Genomic DNA, 17,392 nt, shown 5'->3' with positions numbered 1-17,392 from the left:
AGTGGGTGTCCTTCGTAGTCGGGGGGTTCAGGCGCCGATGGCGGCGAGTTCGGCCTCGATGGCCGTCTCGAGCCGCTCCCGGACCTCGGGAACCGCGATCTTCTGGATGATCTCGTGGAAGAAGCCGCGCACGACCAGCCGTCGCGCCGCCTCCTCCGGGATACCGCGGGCACGCAGGTAGAACAGTTGCTCGTCGTCGAAACGCCCGGTGGCCGAGGCGTGTCCGGCGCCGACGATCTCGCCGGTCTCGATCTCCAGGTTCGGCACCGAGTCGGCGCGCGCGCCGTCGGTGAGCACCAGGTTGCGATTCACCTCGAAGGTGTCGGTGCCCTCGGCGGCCGCGCGGATCAGCACATCGCCGACCCAGACGGTGTGCGCGTCGGGCTTGTCCGAGGCCGGATTGCCTTGCAGCGCACCCTTGTACAGGACGTTGGACTTGCAGTGCGGCACCGCGTGATCCACGAGCAGGCGCTGCTCGAAGTGCTGACCGTCGTCGGCGAAGTACAGGCCGAGCAGTTCGGCGTCGCCGCCCGGGCCGTCGTAGCGCACGGTGGCGGTGAGCCGCACCAGATCGCCGCCGAGGGTGACGTCGATGTGGCGCAGGGTGGCGTCGCGGCCCAGCTTGGCGTGATGGGCGGCGGCGTGCACCGCGTCGTCGGCCCAGTCCTGCACGGCGACCACGGTGAGCTTGGCGCTGTCGCCGAGCACGAATTCCACGTTCTCGGCGTAGGTTCCGCTGCCGCGCTGATCGAGCACGACGGTCGCGACGGCGAAGGCGCCGAGCCGGATCTGCAGGTGGCCGTAGGCCGTTCGGCCCTCGCCCGGACCGGTGACGGTGATCGTGACCGGCTGGGCCACCTCGACCTCGGACCCGATCGACACGATCGTCGCCCGCTCGAAGCCCGAATAGGCTTGCGCCGCAACGCGATCGGTGGGCACCCCGGCCGCGCCGAGGCGGGCGTCGGCGCGGTCGACGGTCTCGGTGGTGACGCCGTAGGCCGGGGTCACCTCGACCGTGACCTCGCCGTCGCGCACGGCCGTGCCGTCGTGCAGGCCGCGCAGCCGCCGCAGGGGCGTGAACCGCCACGCCTCGTCGTGACCGGAGGGCACCTCGAAGGCGTCCACGTCGAACGACGCGAACAGCTCACCCTTGTTGACGGCGATCGCGCGAGCCTCGGCGGCCTCGGCGACGTTCTCGACCGGCATCAGCCGACGGCTCCTTCCATCTGCAGTTCGATCAGGCGGTTCAGCTCGAGCGCGTACTCCATGGGCAGTTCCTTGGCGATCGGCTCGACGAAGCCGCGCACGACCATCGCCATCGCCTCGTCCTCGGTGAGGCCGCGGCTCATCAGGTAGAACAGCTGGTCCTCGGAGACCTTGGAGACCGTGGCCTCGTGCCCCATCGTGACGTCGTCCTCGCGGATGTCGACGTAGGGGTAGGTGTCGGAGCGGCTGATCGTATCCACCAGCAGCGCATCGCATTTCACGGTCGACTTGGAGCCGTGGGCGCCCTTGTTGACCTGGACCAGGCCGCGGTAGGAGGCCCGGCCGCCGCCGCGCGCCACCGACTTGGACACGATGGTCGAGGAGGTGTGCGGCGCCAGGTGCAGCATCTTCGCGCCGGTGTCCTGGTGCTGGCCCTCGCCCGCGAACGCCACCGACAGCACCTCGCCCTTGGCGTGCTCGCCGGTCATCCAGACCGCCGGGTACTTCATGGTGACCTTGGAGCCGATGTTGCCGTCGATCCACTCCATGGTCGCGCCCGCGCCCGCCTTGGCCCGCTTGGTGACCAGGTTGTAGACGTTGTTCGACCAGTTCTGGATGGTGGTGTAGCGACAGCGGCCGCCGTCCTTGACGATGATCTCCACGACCGCGGAGTGCAGCGAGTCGGACTTGTAGATCGGCGCGGTGCAGCCCTCGACGTAGTGCACGTAGGCGCCCTCGTCGACGATGATCAGGGTCCGCTCGAACTGGCCCATGTTCTCGGTGTTGATCCGGAAGTAGGCCTGCAACGGGATGTCGACGTGCACGCCCGGCGGCACGTAGATGAACGAACCGCCCGACCACACGGCCGTGTTCAGCGCGGAGAACTTGTTGTCCCCGGCGGGGATGACCGAGCCGAAGTACTGCTTGAACAGCTCCGGATGCTCCTTGAGACCGGTGTCGGTGTCGAGGAAGATCACGCCCTGGGACTCGAGGTCCTCGCGGATCTGGTGGTAGACCACCTCGGACTCGTACTGGGCGGCGACACCGGCGATCAGCCGCTGTTTCTCCGCCTCGGGGATGCCCAGCTTGTCGTAGGTGTTCTTGATGTCCTCGGGCAGCTCGTCCCAGCTGGCGGCCTGCTTCTCGGTCGAGCGCACGAAGTACTTGATGTTGTCGAAGTCGATGCCGTCGAGGTTGGAACCCCAGTTGGGCATGGGCTTGCGATCGAAGATGCGCAGCGCCTTGAGGCGGATGTCGAGCATCCACTCGGGCTCGTTCTTCTTGGCCGAGATGTCGCGCACGACCTCCTCGGACAAGCCGCGTTTGGCACTGGCACCGGCGACATCGCTGTCAGCCCAGCCGTAGCCGTACTTGCCCAGCGAGGCGATGGCCTCCTCCTGGGACAGCGGCTGCACCGGGTCGGTGGTCGTCGTCATTCGGCACTCCTTCCGGAGTCGATCGTGGTTTCCGCCGCGGGCTGGGCAGCGGACTCGTCGGAGTTCAATACGAGCAGCGGGACGTGGGTGGTACAGGCGCAGTCGCCGTTGGCGATGGTGGCCAGGCGTTGCACATGGGTGCCGAGCAGTTCGCGGAACGCCTCCAGCTCGGCGGCGCACAACTCCGGAAACTCCTCCGCCACATGGGAAACCGGGCAGTGGTGCTGGCAGATCTGCACGCCGGTGCCCACCTTGCGGGTGGACGCGGCGAAACCGGCCTCGGTGAACGCCTCGGCGATCTCGTCGGCCTTGTCGGCGGTTGCCTCGGGGGTGGGGGTCTGCCGGGCGAGCCGATCGACCCCGGCCACGATCGTGGCGACCCGCTGCCGGGCGAAGTCGACGATGGCCTGGTCGCCGCCGAGCGCGCGCAGCTGACGCATCGCCGCGCCCGCCAGATCGTCGTAGGCGTGGCCCAGCCGACCGCGACCCGCGGCGGTGAGCTGGTACTGCTTGGCGGGACGGCCGCGGCCCTTCTGCTGCCACGGCGCGGACCGCGCCGCGCGCGCCTCCCCGGATTCGATCAGCGCGTCCAGGTGCCGCCGGACCCCGGCCGGGCTCAGGCCCAGCCGCTCGCCGATGGCGGTCGCGGTGATCGGGCCCTCTTCCAGCAGCAGCTGGACGACGGCCGCCCGGGTGTGCCCCTCGGTCCCGGGCACGGCAGTGGACCGGGCGCCCTCTCGGCGCCCGGTTTCCGCCTCCGCGTTCCGCAAACCCACGGTTTTCACAACATCAGTGTGACGGAATTCCTTCCCGGGTTCCAGTAAGGGTGCCCTGACCGGCGGCGATCACACCGCTCCCGCCTGCGCGTTCGACCCGGGAATGTGACCGTTTCCGCAGCTGGACGAAAAGGCTACCGGGACCGTATCCGCCCGTCGCGGCACGGTTCCCGGAAAGGGGTCGCGGCGAACTAGGCTCTGCAGGCGTGGTGGGTACCGAGGGCGCGCGGCGCAGCATCGTGGAGTGGGGACGCCGCGCGTTGGGTCTGGACGTGCCGCCCGCCGATCACACGATCGCGGTGCTGCACAGCGTCGAGTCCGAGGTGCCCGGCCTCGACGCGCGCGAGACGCGCCAGCTCGGCCGGATCCGGCTGCTCGGCGCGACCGGGACGGTGCTGATCGGCATCAGCGCGCTCGGCGTGGCGGCCCAGCCGGTATTGCAGAATCCGGTCTCCGGCGTGCGGGTGATCGGGGTGTTCGCGCGCTGGCAGACCTCCTCGCTGGCGCTGTCGATGATCGGCACGGTGCTGGTCGTGATGGCCTGGTTGTTGTTGGGGCGCTTCGCCGTCGGCGGTTTCGGCGGCGGGCCCGTGCACCGGCTGACCCGGTCCCAGCTCGACCGCACGCTGCTGCTGTGGATCCTGCCGCTGTCGGTCGCTCCCCCGCTGTACTCGACCGACGTGTACTCGTATCTGGCGCAGAGCGAGATCGCCAAGCGCGGAATGGACCCCTATCAGGTCGGTCCGGCGCAGGGCCTCGGCGTCGGCAATGTGCTGACGATGAACGTGCCCAACATCTGGCGTGAGACGCCCGCGCCCTACGGTCCGCTGATCCTGTGGATCGGGCGCACGATCTCCCATCTGACCGGGGACAACATCATCATCGGGGTATGGGCGCACCGGCTGCTGGCGCTCGGCGGCGTGGCGCTGATCGTGTGGGCGCTGCCGCGGCTGTCGCGGCGCTGCGGGGTCGCGGGGGTGAGCGCGCTGTGGCTGGGCGCGGCCAATCCGCTGGTGCTGTTCCACCTGGTCGCGGGCGTGCACAACGACGCGCTGATGCTCGGGCTCATGCTCGCGGGCATGGAGTTCTGCCTGCGGGCGATCTGCGACGACGACGGGCTGGGCCGCCGCGGATTCGATCGGCGGGAGTGGACGCTGTTGATCTTCGGCGCGGTGGTCATCGCGCTGTCGTCGACGATCAAGATCACCTCGTTGATCACGCTCGGGTTCGTGGGCATGGCACTGGCGCGGCGCTGGGGCAAGGGGTTGCGGCCGGTGCTGGCCGCGGCCGGGCTGCTCGGTGTGATCGCTTTGGCCACAACGCTTTTCGTGAGTCTGGCGAGCGGGTTGGGCTTCGGGTGGCTGTTCACCCTCAATACCGCGAACGTGGTGCGCAGCTGGATGTCGTTGCCGACGCTGGTCGGGATCATCACCGGGTTCGGCGGGGTGCTGCTGGGATTGGGCGATCACACCACGGCGTTGCTGAGCATCACCCGGCCGATCGCGCTGGTGGTCGCGGCGTTTTTGACCCTGCGGATGCTCATCGCGACGTGGACGGGACGGCTGCCCGCGGTGGGCGCGCTCGGGGTGTCGCTGGGCGCGATCGTGCTGCTGTATCCGGTGGTGCAGCCGTGGTATCTGCTGTGGGCCATCGTGCCGCTGGCCGCGTGGGCGACCACGCCCGCGTTCCGCGTTCCGGCCGTGGCGTTCTCGGCGGTGGTGAGCGTGATGCTGATGCCGCGCGGCGCGGACTACGGGGTCTTCCAGATCATCGAGGCGGCGGTGGCGACGGTCGTGGTGTCGCTGTCGTTCATAGCGCTGACGCGGAACCTGTTGCCGTGGCGCAAACCCGCGGGGGTGTCTGCTCCGTCACAGCGGGCGGCGGCCTACGGTATCTCCTCGTGAGCGCACCCTCGCAACCCGCTGTCAGCGTGGACGGCGTCGTCAAACGATACGGCGACGTCACCGCGGTCGACGGCATCAGCTTCGAGGTCCGCCCGGCCGAGGTGCTCGCGCTGCTGGGCCCGAACGGCGCGGGCAAGACCACGACCGTCGAGATGTGCGAGGGCTTCAAATCCCCCGACGCCGGGCGCGTGCGGGTGCTGGGCCTGGATCCGATCGCCGACTCCGACGCGCTGCGCCCGCGCATCGGGGTGATGTTGCAGGGCGGCGGCGCGTATCCGGGGTCGCGGGCCGGGGAGATGCTCGATCTGGTCGCCTCCTACGCCGCCGATCCGCTGGATCCGGACTGGCTGCTGGCGACGCTCGGGCTGCACGAGGCGCGCCGCACGCCGTATCGGCGGTTGTCCGGCGGGCAACAGCAACGTCTCGCCCTGGCGTGCGCGCTGGTGGGACGGCCGGAACTGGTGTTCCTCGACGAGCCGACGGCGGGTATGGACGCGCAGGCGCGGCATCTGGTGTGGGAGCTGATCGACGCGCTGCGCCGCGACGGGGTGGGCGTGCTGCTGACCACGCACATGATGGACGAGGCCGAACAGCTCGCCGACCGGCTGATCATCATCGATCACGGCCGGATCGTGGCGGCCGGGACGCCCGCCGAGGTCACCTCCACCGGCGCGGAGGGGCAGTTGCGGTTCACCGCGCCGCCCAAACTCGATCTGCGGCTGCTGGAAACGGCTCTGCCGGAAGGCTTCTCGCCGACCGAGACCGCGCCGGGCGCGTATCTGCTGCGCGGCGACATCACCCCGCAGGTGCTGGCCACCGTGACGGCCTGGTGTGCGCGAATCGACGTGCTGCCCAGCGATATTCGCATCGATCAGCGGCGGCTCGAGGACGTCTTCCTGGAACTGACCGGGCGGGAACTGCGCGGGTGAGGAGTACAGCCGTGACCACCGAGACCGACCGTTTCGCGCCGGGCACCTTCACCCCCGATCCCCGGCCCGCGCCGCGCGCGGCGATGCTGGCGGCGCAGACCCGGATGGAGCTGATCCTGTTGTTGCGCAACGGGGAACAGCTGCTGCTGACGATGTTCATCCCGATCGCGCTGCTGATCGGGCTGACGCTGCTGCCGATCAGCGGACTGGGCGAGCATCGGGTGGATCGGATCGTTCCCGCGGTGATGATGGTGGCGATCATGTCGACCGCGTTCACCGGACAGGCCATCGCGGTGGGCTTCGACCGCCGGTATGGGGCGTTGAAACGCTTGGGCGCCACCGCGTTACCGCGCTGGGGCATCGTCGGCGGCAAGTGCGCGGCGGTGCTGATCGTGGTGGTGTTGCAGTCGATTCTGCTGGGGCTCATCGGGGTGGCGCTGGGCTGGCGGCCCTCGCTCGGCGGGCTGGTGTGCGGCGCGGCCGTGATCGCCTTGGGGACGGCCACTTTCGCGTCCCTGGGTCTGCTGCTGGGCGGCACGCTCAAGGCCGAGGTGGTGCTGGCGCTGGCGAACATCCTGTGGTTCGTCATGCTCGGCACGTCGAGCCTGGTCTTCGCCGCGGAGAACGTCCCGCACTGGCTGAGCCTGGCCGCCCGCGTGGTCCCCTCAGGCGCACTCGCCCAAGCCCTCGAACAGGCCCAGAAACTGACCGTCGACTGGTACGGCCTGATCGTCCTGACCGCCTGGGGCCTCCTCGCGGCCACCCTCGCCACCCGCTGGTTCCGCTTCGAATAACCCCCACCCTGTACGGCAACCCCAGCCGCACCCTTTATTCGGATCCGCACCCCTTGCAGACCCCTGAAACGGGTGCGGATCCGAATAAGGGGTGCGGCTGGGTTCGTAAACCTGGGGTCAGTCGAGGGCTTCGCGGAGGGTGCGGAATTCGGCGGCGAGGGCGTCGATGGTGTAGTGGGCGTTGAGGCCGCTGGGGTTGGGGAGGACCCAGACCTCGGTGTCGCCCAAGGGGTCCGGTTGGGGGCCGACGACGGTGCGGGGGCGGGCGAAGGCGGTTCGGTAGGCGCCGAGGCCGAGGACGGCGAGGACGCGGGGGCGGTAGGTGGCGACGCGGTCGCGGAGGGCGACGCCGCCCGCGCGGAGTTCGTCCTTGGTCAGTTCGTCGGCCTTGGCGGTGGTGCGGGGGGCGACGTTGGTGATGCCGAGGCCGAGGTCGAGCAGGGCCTGCTGCTCGTCGGGGCGCAATTGCCGTGGGCTGAAACCGGATCGGTGCAGGGCGGGCCAGAAGCGGTTGCCGGGGCGGGCGAAGTGGTAGCCGGTCGCGCCGGACCAGAGACCGGGGTTGATGCCGCAGAACAGCACCCGCAGGCCGGGGGCGATGAGATCGGGAATGGTCACGTCCCGCGCGGCGGCCAGATCGGCGGGAGTGGGACGGGAGGTCGAGGCGGAGCGCGGCACCCGACCAGTGTGCCGGACCCACACAACGACGTCTTGTAGTAGCCCGGTCGATCCGGCCCGGACCGCGCCGACTACCATCGGGGCCGTGCTGACTCGCGCCTTCCTGCGACTGGTCGATCTGCTGCCGCTGCCCTCGGTGCGGGCGCAGCGGATCATCGCGTTCCTCGTGATCGCCTCGCAGGCCGGGATCTCGGTGACGGGCGCGGTCGTGCGCGTCACCTCCTCCGGACTCGGCTGCCCCACCTGGCCGCGCTGCTTCCCCGGCAGCTTCACCCCGGTCGCGCACGCCGAGGTGCCGGTGCTGCATCAGGCCATCGAATTCTCCAACCGCATGCTGACTTTCGCGGTCACGCTGTGCGCGGCGCTGGTGGTGCTGGCCGTGCTGCGGGCGCGGCGTCGGCGCGAGGTGCTGGTCTACGCGTGGCTCATGCCGGGCGGCACCGTCCTGCAGGCCGTGATCGGCGGCTTCACCGTACTCACCGGACTGCTGTGGTGGACCGTGGCCGTGCATCTACTGGCCTCGATGCTGATGGTGTGGCTGGCGGTGCTGCTGTTCGCCAAAATCGGCGAGCCCGACGACGGCGTGCCGGTCGCGCAGGTGCCCGCGCCACTGCGCTGGCTGACCGTCCTCAGCGCACTCGCCCTGTGCGCCACGCTGATCGCGGGCACGCTGGTCACCGGCGCCGGTCCGCACGCGGGCGACAAGAGCGTCGACAAGCCGGTGGCCCGGCTCGAGGTCGAGATCGTCACGCTGGTGCACGCACACGCCCAGTTCCTGGTCGCCTATCTGGCCCTGCTGGTCGGACTGGGCTTCGGCTTGGCCGCGGTCGGGATGACCCGCGCGATCCGGGTGCGGTTGTTCGTGTTGATCGCGCTGGTGTGCGCGCAGGGTCTGGTCGGGGTGGTGCAGTACTTCACGCATGTGCCCGCCGCGCTGGTCGCCGTGCACGTCGGCGGCGCGGCCGCGTGCACCGCCGCCACCGCCGCCCTGTGGGCCGCCCTGCGCACCCGCGAAACCGTCTCGGCCGCACCGGCTTCCGCGATCGCGGAGACCACCGGCGAAGCGATGACCGTACCGGATGCTGCGCGCAACGCGGGGGCCGGGCGATAATTCCGTCATGCCGACCTACGCCTACCGTTGCCGCGAATGCGACGAGACCTTCGAACTCGTCCGGCCGATGCGCGAATCCGGCGCCGCCGCACCGTGTCCCGGCGGGCACGCCGACACCGTCAAACTGCTGACCACCATCGCCCTCACCGGCGCGGCGGGCGCCCCGGCCCCGGCTCCCGCGCCCGCGGCGGGCGGCGGCTGTTGCGGGGGCGGCTGCTGCGGCTGACCCGTCAGGGCAGGGCCGCCAGATCCCGGCTCACCCGCGCCGCGGTGGTGACGGCCCGACGCCGGAACTCCGCGGCCGCGGCGGCGTCGCCGCCCATCTCGGCAAGTTCGGCGAGCAGTTCGTCCATGACCCCGAACACCACCGCGCCGGTGTCGAGCCCGATGAGCGTGCCCGAACAGGGCCGCAGCGCGTCGAGCAGTTCGGCCGCGACCGCGTGGTCCCGTACCGCGACCGCCGTGCGCGCCCGGAACGCCGCCGAGATGATCCGATAGAAGTCCGGGCGCGGATTCGGGTGCTCGGCGAACACGATGCGCGCCCGCTCGGGTTCCCCGGCGTGCAGCAGCGCCAGGGCGTACACCTGCGCGACCGGATCGGGCCGGACCGCGTACAGCGCGCCCAGCCGGTCCACCAGCCCGGACAGATCGCCCTGCGCCCACGCGACGGTGAGGTCGCCGAACAATACGATCTCGCTGTCGCTCGCGGCCGTCGATTTGCGCAGGCGCGAATCGAATTGGCGATATTTGTCCTTCGCCTCGTCCGCCGCGCCCCGCAGCAGCGCCACCACCGCCGGGAACGCGGACAGGATGTCGACCACGGGCCGCAGCCTGCTCGCCGAGGCGCGGTCCAGCGCCCGATTCCAGTGCCGGGCGGCGGCGCGCAGATCGCCGGTGCGGCAGGCCGCGCGGAACCGCAGATAGTGCCCGACCGCCTCGTAGTGGGTGAGCCGCGCGGTCCGCGCGGCGCGGAGCAGCTCGTCGGCGAGCGGCTGCCAGCCGTCCCGGGCGGCCGGTCCGGTGATCACATACGCGACGGCGACCAGCGCCGCGCAGATCAGGTCGGGATCGTCGCAGCGGCGGGCCACGTCCACCGCGTGGCACGCCCGCTCGTGGGTGCGCGGATCGGCGATCTCCTCGACGCCCGCCTCGTAGACCGACGCGATCAGCAGCCGCGCCCGCGTCACCGGCGAATTCGCCCGTGCCAGCGCCGATTCCATCGCCTCCCGCAGCCGGCGGTCCGATCCGCCGCACGGCCGCATCCCCCAGATCACCGGCGTCCGCCAGCAGGTGAGCACCGGGAACAACGCCTCGTCCCCGAGGTCGACGGCCAGATCGAAGGCGCGGCGGCGGGCGGCGCGGGCGGCCGCGAACTGGCCGTCGTAGGCCAGGGCGTCGGTCAGCGCGCACAGCGCCCGCACCAGGGCGAGCCGGTCGGAGCGCGCGGCGGATTGCCGTGCGTGCCCGGCGGATTCGTGCAATCGTGCGGCCGCCTGCCACAGCATCGCCGCGTCCGCGCGTTGGCCGCGCTGGTCGGATCGGTGCGCCGCGACGATGACGTGGGTGAGCGCGTGCGCGGCGGTGGCGCGGGTGGCGCCGCGCGCGGCGTGCAATCCGCGCAGCCCGGCGTCGAGGCCCTCGACCGCGGGCTCGGCGCCGCGACGCTCCAGCAGTTCCAGTGCGCCCCAATGCATTCGGCTCCGGCGCAGCGGGGAGATGCGGTCGTAGACGGTGTCCTGGACCAGGGCGTGGGCGAGCGCGATGCGGCCGCGGTCGTCGAGGACGATGAGCCCGGCCACCGCGGCCGCGTCGACGCGGTCGACGAGTTCCTCCTCGCCGACACCCGACAGTTCGGCCAGCAGCTCCGGATCCAGCGGGCGGCCCCAGATGGCCACGTACTGCAACAGGGTGAGCACGCCCTCGGGCAGCTGTTCGATGCGCTCGGTGAGCACCGATCGGATGGTCTCCGGTAGGGCGACCGAATCCCCCTGTGTCACCATGAGTTTGGTCAGTTCGCGCACGAACAGCGGATTGCCGCCGGTGCGCCGGTGCAGGGTGCGCAGCATCTCGGGTTCGATCGCCACCAGCCCGGCGCCCTGGGCGATCCGGCGGGTGCCCTCGACGTCGACCCCATGCAGTTCCACCCGTTCGGTCACGCGATCGGCCAGGGCCGCCTCGGTCGCGCGCAGCAGCGCGGGCAGTTCCGGGCCGCGGGCGGTCACCGCGATCAGAACCGGCTCGCGGTCCAGCCAGTTCACCAGCTGCCGCAACACCTGGAGGGTGGCGGCGTCGGCGCGATGCAGATCCTCCACGACGATGGCGACGGCATTGTCGCGCACCGCTTCCCGGCACCGCTGCGCCACCGCCCGGGCGAGGGTGAACGGATCCGCCCGCATGGGCTCACCGCCCAGACCGGCGAGGATCTCCGTCCAGGCCCACGCGGGCGGGGCGCCGTCGACCTCGGGCACGCAGGCGTAGGCGGTGGCCCAGCCCTGCGCGGCGAGCTGCTCGCGCAGCCCCGACACCAGCGTCGTCTTACCGGTGCCGACCTCACCGACCACCCAGGCCAGGCGCAGACCCGCCGAGCGGGCCTCGGCCGCGGCGGCCAGCAAGGCCGCGCGCTGACTCGGATAGAAGGTCGAATCCCAGTGCCGCCCAGGCCGTTCCGGGCGGCCCGCGGAATCGGCCGGAGCCGCCCTGGCCACGACGGGGAGACCGGCCGGTTCCGTGGGCGGCATCAGCTCGGCTACCCCGTGATTGAGAATGGCCGATTCCAGTTCGTCCAATCGCGGGCCGGGATCGATACCGTATTCGGTGCGCAGATATTCGCGCGTCCGCCGCACCGTGGCCAATGCCTCGACCTGTTGGCCGAGCCGATACTGCGCCACCGCGAGCAGGCGCGCGCTCTCCTCCCGTCCCGGAAATTCCTCGACCTGCCGCCGCAGCACGGCCACCACCTCACCGACGCGATCGAGTTCGAGGGCGGCGTGGGCGCGCATTTCGATCGCGGTGGCCCGTAAATCGGTGAGGCGGGCGACCTCCGCGGCGGCCCACGAGGCGTCGGCGAAGGATTCGAAGGCCGCGCCGTGCCAGCAATTGAGCGCCTCGTCCAATATCCGGTACCGCTCGGCCGGATCCGGCCGGTCCCGGGGATCGTGGACGCGCTGCTCGTATCGGCGCAGTACCGCCTCGAACCGCCACGCGTCCACATTTCCCGAATCCAGCCGCAGCGCATAACCACTCCCCTCGGACACCAGAATCCGCGCGGGCGTCCGGGGTCTTCGGGTCGGTTCCAGCACGCGCCGGAGATTGTGAATCTGTACCTGCAACACCGCCGGGGCGTTCGGCGGTGGGGCTCCTTCCCACACATCGTCGACGAGTTTGTCGATTCCGAGAGTCTTACCCCCGGCCACGACCAAGCGTCCCAGTACGGCCCGTTGCCGTCGTGCCCCGATGCGCGCCGCGCGTCCGTCGAGCGAAACCTGCAACGGACCGAACACCTGAACCTGTGGTTCCGTCATCACATGATGCCCCTCTGATCGCCGAGCTATCCATCGCAAATAAAAACTCTCGAGATCGTCCGGTAAATTACCGCCGACCTGCGCCATTCACAAACCGACAAGATCGGCGACAGGCCAGCAAACCCGTTGTCGGACAATCGTTCCGCGTATCACGCCGGTATCTCGGCGAATCCGCAGTGCGCGCAGGAACCGCTTTGTGATGGTCGGTTGACCAACCGCCAGCACCGGACGCAGCGGGGTAATCGGGTACGCCCGGCGGCGATCCGGCGCAGGGCCGCGTGCGCGTCGGAATCGCCCGCGAGCCATACCCCGGCGGCGACGCATCGGGTCAATCCGACCGTGAGGGCATGTGCCGCACACTCTTTCACCACCGGACAGTCACGGCACAGGGCGAGAGCCTGCCGCGGGTCCCCCTTCGGCGGCGGGGGCGGATGGAAGATCCCCGGTGCCGCATACCGGCAGGCCGCGCTGCTACGCCAGTTCACACGCCGTCCTTCCTCGAGCTCGAGATCGTCGGAAAACAGCGCCACTCTATTCTCGAAGCCATTCCTTGTCGTCACCCACGTCAATTACGGAATGGCATCGAATTGAGCCGGAAGTCGAAAGGAAGCAATGGATAAGCGCACCGGAAGCGCGGCGCGCCACACTCTCCGGGAAAGGGTAGCGACAACCTCAGGAGTAGAACCGAATGAACTCATCGGCGTTCCGGACCACCGATTCCGCCACGGTCCTCACCGGCCTGCTCGGCCTCGCCGAACGCGCGGTCGCGCTGGCCGGGTTCCTGCTGGTCCGCGGCGCGGCGACGGCCGCGATCGACCCCCGCGCGGGGGAACCGACCCGGCCCGGCCTGTACCGGGACCGCGACGGCGACATCTGGCAGAAATCCCCGGAGGGGTGGCGGCTGTGCCTGCAACGCGGCGTCGCCGTGGACACGATGACGACGTGGGAATGGAATGACGGCCACGTTCGTGATTACGCACCTTTCGTTCCCCTGCCCGGCATTGTCTGAGGGCCTGCGACAGAAAAACTGATCGAGGGAGGTCCGATGGTGAATTCCGCTCGTACACCGCTACGCCGTCCCGAACTCTACGTCCGTTTCGATGCCGCGCTGGCGGCCGCGAACGGGCAGGTGGTCCTGCTCTCCGCCCCGGCGGGCACCGGCAAGACGACCCTGGTCGCCGACTGGCTCGGCGGCCATCTGCGCCGCTCGTGTCCGGACGCGCGCATCCGGTGGGTGCGTGTCGAGGACGGCCACGACGCGATAAGCCTTGTGCGCGAGGCGTTTTCACCAGATCCCGGCGGTCCGGTGGTGCTCGTGCTGGACGACGCGCACCGCATGCGCGAGGCGGAGGCGGCGGCCGAACTGCACCGGCTGCTGTGCGCGGCTCCGGACCGGCTCGTAACCGTGCTCGCCGGACGCCACGATCCACCGATCCCCTGGCACGACCTGGAGTTACGCGGCCGGTTGACCCGGATCTCGGCCCGGGAGCTGGCCTTCACGGAGGTGCGTGCCGCGCAGTTGTTCCGCCGATCCGGGTGCGGGCTCACCGAGGCCGAGCTGGCCGCGGTGATGACCTCGACCCAGGGCTGGGCGGTGTTGGTGCGGATGGCCGCGACGCATTTCGCGACCCGGCCCGATCGCGCCGCGGCACTGGCGGAATGGGCCGAGGGAACCCCCGAGGTCGCGGCGTTCCTCACCGAGGCGGTGCTCGCGCCGCTGCCCGAATGGGTACGCGAGTTCGCCTCGATCACCAGCGTGCCCGCCGCCTTCCCCGCGGCGCTGGCCGAACATCTCACCGGCGCGCCCGCCGCCCCCGCGCTGGACGAACTCCGCGCCCGCGGGGTCCCGCTGAACACGCGGGCGCGCGGGGCCGAACTCTGGTTCAGCTATCACCCGGCGCTGCGGGCGCGGCTGCTCGCCGAGCGGCGGCGCCGCGGCGATCCGGATCTCGCCGAGCTGGGTTCGCGCGCCGCGCAATGGTTCGTGACGGCGGATCTGCCCCTGCTCGCGCTCCCCCATCTGGTCCGGGCGCCGGATCCGGCTCCGCTGCACGCCTTTCTGCGCGAGCGGGCCCTGCGCATCGTGCTCGGCGGTGCCGGTCCGGCGTTGTTCGCGCACCTCGAACCGGTGCCGGACGGCCCGTTTCTCGCGGTCCTGCGGGCGGTGCACGCGTTGGAGCACGGCGATGTCGCGGCGGCGATCGCGCATCTGGATCCGGCCCTGCGCAGGCGGGCCGACGCGGACCCGATCGCGCCCGAGGGTTTCCTCGTCGCCTCGACGCTCGCGGTCACCGCCGGGATCGCGCTGGCCACCGGCACCGGATCGGCCGATTTCCGGCTCGCACCGCCGGAGCCGACCGGTCACGCCGATATCGACGGTTACCTCGCCGTCCAGCTCGGCACCGTGCTGGCCGCGCGCGGCGACATCGGCTCGGGCACACGGCATTTGCGCCGCGGCCTCGCCCTGGCCGACTGCGCGGGCAACGCGCGGCTGGCGGTGCGGGCCGGGGCGCGGCTGGCCGTGGTCGCGGCGGTCGGCGATTCCGTGGACGCGATGCGGCACCACGCCGACACCGCGGTCCGGACCGCCGCGAGTCACGGGATCGGCGACTGCGCGGACGCCGCCCAGGCGCGGGCGATGCGGGCCTTCGCGGACTACCTGCGCGGACACGTCCGGGTGTCGGAACCGCTTGCGCCGCTGCCGGATTCGACCGGCGCGCCGGTCGATCGCCGGACGGAGGTGGTGACCCGGCTGCTCGCCTTCGCCGCCGGTGACGATCGGTACGACGCCGCGGAGGCGCTGCGCCGGGCGATGGTACTGCTGCTGCGGGAGCCGCCGTCGACATCGCTGGCCGCCGGGCGGTTCCTGCCGCACGTGGTCCGGGCCCTGGTGACCGTGGATGCCGTGCACTCGGCCCGGCTGCTGATCGAGCACGCGACGGGCGTGCTCGGCGAGACCACCGATGTGGTCCTCGCCCGCGCCCTGCTCGCCGTCGCGGGCCGCCCGCAGACCGCGCGCACGCTGGTCGAGCCGCTGCTGGTCGACACCGAGACGCTGCCCACGCTCGATCTGGTGACGGGCTGGGTGGTGACGGCGGTATCCGTTGCGGCGCTGGGCAATTCGGCGGGGGCGCGGTCGGCGATCGTGCGCGCGGTGCGCGCCGCGGCCGCCGATCGGATCGTCCGCCCGTTCCTCGACGTGCCGGGTGCGGGGACGCTGCTCGACATCCATGTCGGGACCTTCGGCCGGGACGACGCGTTCGTCGAGCACATGCGCCGCCACCCCGGGATGCGCCGCGACACCGCGCGGCCCAGCCTCACCGCGACCGAGCTGACCGTCCTGGCGCAGCTGCCGTCCGGGCGGACCGCGCAGCAGATCGCGGAGGTGCTCGGCGTGTCGATCAATACGGTGAAGACGCATCTGCGCGGCATCTACGGCAAACTCGGCACGAGCTCACGGGCGGGGGCGCTGGAGCTGGCCCGGCGCAGCGGCCTGCTGTGAGCGCCCCCGCCCCGGCGATCAGGACCGGGCGACCGGCCAGGACGCCGCCACCGCCCAGATCACGACCACGTCCAGCACGATCACCAGGATCGACCAGGCGGGATAGTAGGGCAGCGACATGAAGTTGCCCACGATCGACAGCGCGGCGACCGTCATCGCCGCCACGCGACCCCAGGTCGTGCCGCTGGTGAGCCCGATGCCGCACAGCACCAACACCATTCCGACCACGATGTGGATCCAGCCCCACGCCGTGGTGTCGAATCTGTAGACGTAGTCGACGCCTACGACGTACAACTGATCGGCACCGACCGCCGAAATCCCTTGCAGGATATCGAGGGCGCCGACGGTGAACAGCAGAATCGCGGCGGCGAGCGCACCACCGCTCACCCGGGATCGGCGTTCCGGGTACTCGATTTCCGACGCGTGCGTCACGGTCCGTTCCTTTCGTCGCGAGCGGGTGAACGTCTTCGAACGTGCGCCTCTCGCCGGGAAATCGCCTCGCCCGCAACGGATGACTTCGCGGTGCGCCGGATTCACCCGGCGCGCATGAGGTTTCGCGGACACCGCCGCGGCAGGGTCGAGGACACGACCCGATCACGCCGCGAGCGCGGCCCGCACGGAGAGGTGAGCGATATGGCGTTCTGGGAGATCGTCTGGTTCATGATCCTGACATTCCTGATCTTCGCGTATCTCATGCTGTTGTTCTCGATCATCAGGGACCTCTTCCGCACCCCGGGGACCTCCGGCTGGATCAAGGCGCTGTGGGTGGTGTGCCTGATCGTGTTCCCGTTCGTCACCGCGCTGATCTACATCGTCGTGCACGGGCGCGCGATGGCGGAGCGCACGGCGCTGGCGGTGGCCGAGCACGAGCGCGCCGAGGACGACCACATCCGCCGAATCGCCAACGAGGACAAGGCGGCCCGGCTGCGCGACGCGCAGCTGCTGCTCGATCAGGGCACGATCGACTCGGCGGAGTTCGAGGACATCAAGCGGCGGATCATCCGCTGAACGGGCCGGGCGCGTCCCGCCGGTCACGGCGGATGCGCACCGAGACCGTCACCAGCCGCAGCGCCAATCCGATCAGCACGATGTTCGCGAGCATCTGCACGGTCACCACGGCCCGGGTGGCCTGCGCGACGGGAACGATATCGCCGAATCCGACGGTCGCGAAAACGGTGACGCAGAAATACAACGCGTCGAGCCGGGTGAGCGGCGTATCGAAGGCGCCCGACATTTCGGTGGCGAGCAGGTAATAGACGGTCGCGAAGGTCAGCAGATGCAGTCCGACCGTGACCACCAGGGCCTCCACGGCCTGGGCGACGGGACGATCGACGCGCATTATCCGGCGAATCTCCCACGCGCACACCAGCACAACCGCCACGATGCCCGCGATAGTGACCAGCAGTTCCGGCACCCGCGCGAGTCGGGTGAAGGGCAGCAGGAAATACGCCGAAACCAACACCGCGAGCGTGAGCGCCGGGCGTAACACGAGATTCCACCAGAGAACGCGATTTCGCGACATCGGTGCCCACGCT

At 70.6% G+C, this 17,392-nt stretch carries 16 protein-coding genes; 8 read left to right on the top strand and 8 right to left on the bottom strand.

Going from position 1 to position 17,392, the window contains the following annotated elements:
* Positions 1 to 27 precede the first annotated feature (27 nt).
* Genes sufD through ACWDSJ_RS16480 form a run of 3 tightly spaced genes read right to left on the bottom strand, consistent with a single transcriptional unit; the run spans position 28 to position 3,427 of the window.
* A complete protein-coding gene (sufD, locus tag ACWDSJ_RS16490; protein ID WP_450032800.1) occupies positions 28 to 1,206 on the bottom strand; it encodes a Fe-S cluster assembly protein SufD in 1,179 nt (392 codons plus the stop codon).
* Positions 1,206 to 2,642 (bottom strand): Fe-S cluster assembly protein SufB, encoded by a 1,437-nt coding sequence (gene sufB / locus ACWDSJ_RS16485; RefSeq protein WP_450032798.1) that lies wholly within the window; start codon positions 2,640 to 2,642, stop codon positions 1,206 to 1,208. The genes sufD and sufB overlap by 1 nt, the downstream gene beginning before the upstream one ends.
* A complete protein-coding gene (locus ACWDSJ_RS16480) occupies positions 2,639 to 3,427 on the bottom strand; it encodes a helix-turn-helix transcriptional regulator (RefSeq protein ID WP_450032796.1) in 789 nt (262 codons plus the stop codon). Before ACWDSJ_RS16480 ends, sufB begins: the two co-directional genes overlap by 4 nt.
* 197 nt (positions 3,428 to 3,624) lie before the next feature.
* Here ACWDSJ_RS16480 and mptB point away from each other — a divergent pair, with 197 nt between their 5' ends.
* The 3 genes from mptB to ACWDSJ_RS16465 are packed head-to-tail and all read left to right on the top strand — an operon-like array spanning position 3,625 to position 7,045.
* A complete protein-coding gene (gene mptB / locus ACWDSJ_RS16475; RefSeq protein ID WP_450032794.1) occupies positions 3,625 to 5,322 on the top strand; it encodes a polyprenol phosphomannose-dependent alpha 1,6 mannosyltransferase MptB in 1,698 nt (565 codons plus the stop codon).
* Positions 5,319 to 6,251 (top strand): ABC transporter ATP-binding protein, encoded by a 933-nt coding sequence (locus ACWDSJ_RS16470; RefSeq protein WP_450032792.1) that lies wholly within the window; start codon positions 5,319 to 5,321, stop codon positions 6,249 to 6,251. Before mptB ends, ACWDSJ_RS16470 begins: the two co-directional genes overlap by 4 nt.
* Positions 6,252 to 6,262: 11 nt before the next feature.
* A complete protein-coding gene (locus tag ACWDSJ_RS16465) occupies positions 6,263 to 7,045 on the top strand; it encodes an ABC transporter permease (RefSeq protein ID WP_450032790.1) in 783 nt (260 codons plus the stop codon).
* 117 nt (positions 7,046 to 7,162) lie between these two features.
* On the opposite strand, the gene mug is transcribed toward ACWDSJ_RS16465, so the two are convergent.
* Positions 7,163 to 7,723 carry a G/U mismatch-specific DNA glycosylase gene (mug, locus tag ACWDSJ_RS16460; protein WP_450032788.1) on the bottom strand — a complete coding sequence of 187 codons (561 nt, stop codon included), beginning with the start codon at positions 7,721 to 7,723 and terminating at the stop codon, positions 7,163 to 7,165.
* A gap of 85 nt (positions 7,724 to 7,808) precedes the next feature.
* Here mug and ACWDSJ_RS16455 point away from each other — a divergent pair, with 85 nt between their 5' ends.
* On the top strand, positions 7,809 to 8,834 hold the full coding sequence (locus ACWDSJ_RS16455; RefSeq protein ID WP_450032786.1) for a COX15/CtaA family protein: 1,026 nt from the start codon (positions 7,809 to 7,811) through the stop codon (positions 8,832 to 8,834).
* Positions 8,835 to 8,841: 7 nt separating this feature from the next.
* On the top strand, positions 8,842 to 9,060 hold the full coding sequence (locus tag ACWDSJ_RS16450) for an FmdB family zinc ribbon protein (protein ID WP_387365823.1): 219 nt from the start codon (positions 8,842 to 8,844) through the stop codon (positions 9,058 to 9,060).
* A 4-nt stretch (positions 9,061 to 9,064) separates the two neighbouring features.
* Here the strand turns inward: ACWDSJ_RS16450 and ACWDSJ_RS16445 are convergent, their stop codons facing one another.
* Both ACWDSJ_RS16445 and ACWDSJ_RS16440 read right to left on the bottom strand, forming a co-directional pair.
* Entirely contained in the window at positions 9,065 to 12,355 is a 3,291-nt protein-coding gene (locus ACWDSJ_RS16445; protein WP_450032784.1) for a BTAD domain-containing putative transcriptional regulator, read from the bottom strand.
* Positions 12,356 to 12,504: 149 nt separating this feature from the next.
* Positions 12,505 to 12,840 (bottom strand): WhiB family transcriptional regulator, encoded by a 336-nt coding sequence (locus ACWDSJ_RS16440; protein WP_387365817.1) that lies wholly within the window; start codon positions 12,838 to 12,840, stop codon positions 12,505 to 12,507.
* Positions 12,841 to 13,043: 203 nt separating this feature from the next.
* Between ACWDSJ_RS16440 and ACWDSJ_RS16435 the strand changes: the two genes are divergently transcribed.
* Both ACWDSJ_RS16435 and ACWDSJ_RS16430 read left to right on the top strand, forming a co-directional pair.
* On the top strand, positions 13,044 to 13,364 hold the full coding sequence (locus ACWDSJ_RS16435; protein ID WP_450032782.1) for a hypothetical protein: 321 nt from the start codon (positions 13,044 to 13,046) through the stop codon (positions 13,362 to 13,364).
* A 36-nt stretch (positions 13,365 to 13,400) separates the two neighbouring features.
* Positions 13,401 to 15,857: a LuxR C-terminal-related transcriptional regulator gene (locus tag ACWDSJ_RS16430; RefSeq protein ID WP_450032780.1), complete on the top strand. Its 2,457-nt coding sequence runs from the start codon at positions 13,401 to 13,403 to the stop codon at positions 15,855 to 15,857.
* A gap of 18 nt (positions 15,858 to 15,875) precedes the next feature.
* Here the strand turns inward: ACWDSJ_RS16430 and ACWDSJ_RS16425 are convergent, their stop codons facing one another.
* Complete coding sequence (locus tag ACWDSJ_RS16425) at positions 15,876 to 16,289, bottom strand: DUF7144 family membrane protein (protein WP_450032778.1); 414 nt, start codon at positions 16,287 to 16,289, stop codon at positions 15,876 to 15,878.
* Between the two features lie 114 nt (positions 16,290 to 16,403).
* On the opposite strand from ACWDSJ_RS16425, the gene ACWDSJ_RS16420 reads away from it, so the two are divergent.
* Positions 16,404 to 16,865: a PLDc N-terminal domain-containing protein gene (locus ACWDSJ_RS16420; RefSeq protein WP_450032776.1), complete on the top strand. Its 462-nt coding sequence runs from the start codon at positions 16,404 to 16,406 to the stop codon at positions 16,863 to 16,865.
* On the opposite strand, the gene ACWDSJ_RS16415 is transcribed toward ACWDSJ_RS16420, so the two are convergent.
* On the bottom strand, positions 16,855 to 17,379 hold the full coding sequence (locus ACWDSJ_RS16415) for a potassium channel family protein (protein WP_450032774.1): 525 nt from the start codon (positions 17,377 to 17,379) through the stop codon (positions 16,855 to 16,857). The genes ACWDSJ_RS16420 and ACWDSJ_RS16415 overlap by 11 nt on opposite strands.
* Positions 17,380 to 17,392 lie beyond the last annotated feature (13 nt).

This window comes from Nocardia sp. NPDC003482 (genome assembly GCF_053588115.1).
The sequence above is the reverse complement of the archived record's forward strand: the minus strand, read 5'-3'. Positions and strand labels throughout refer to the sequence as shown.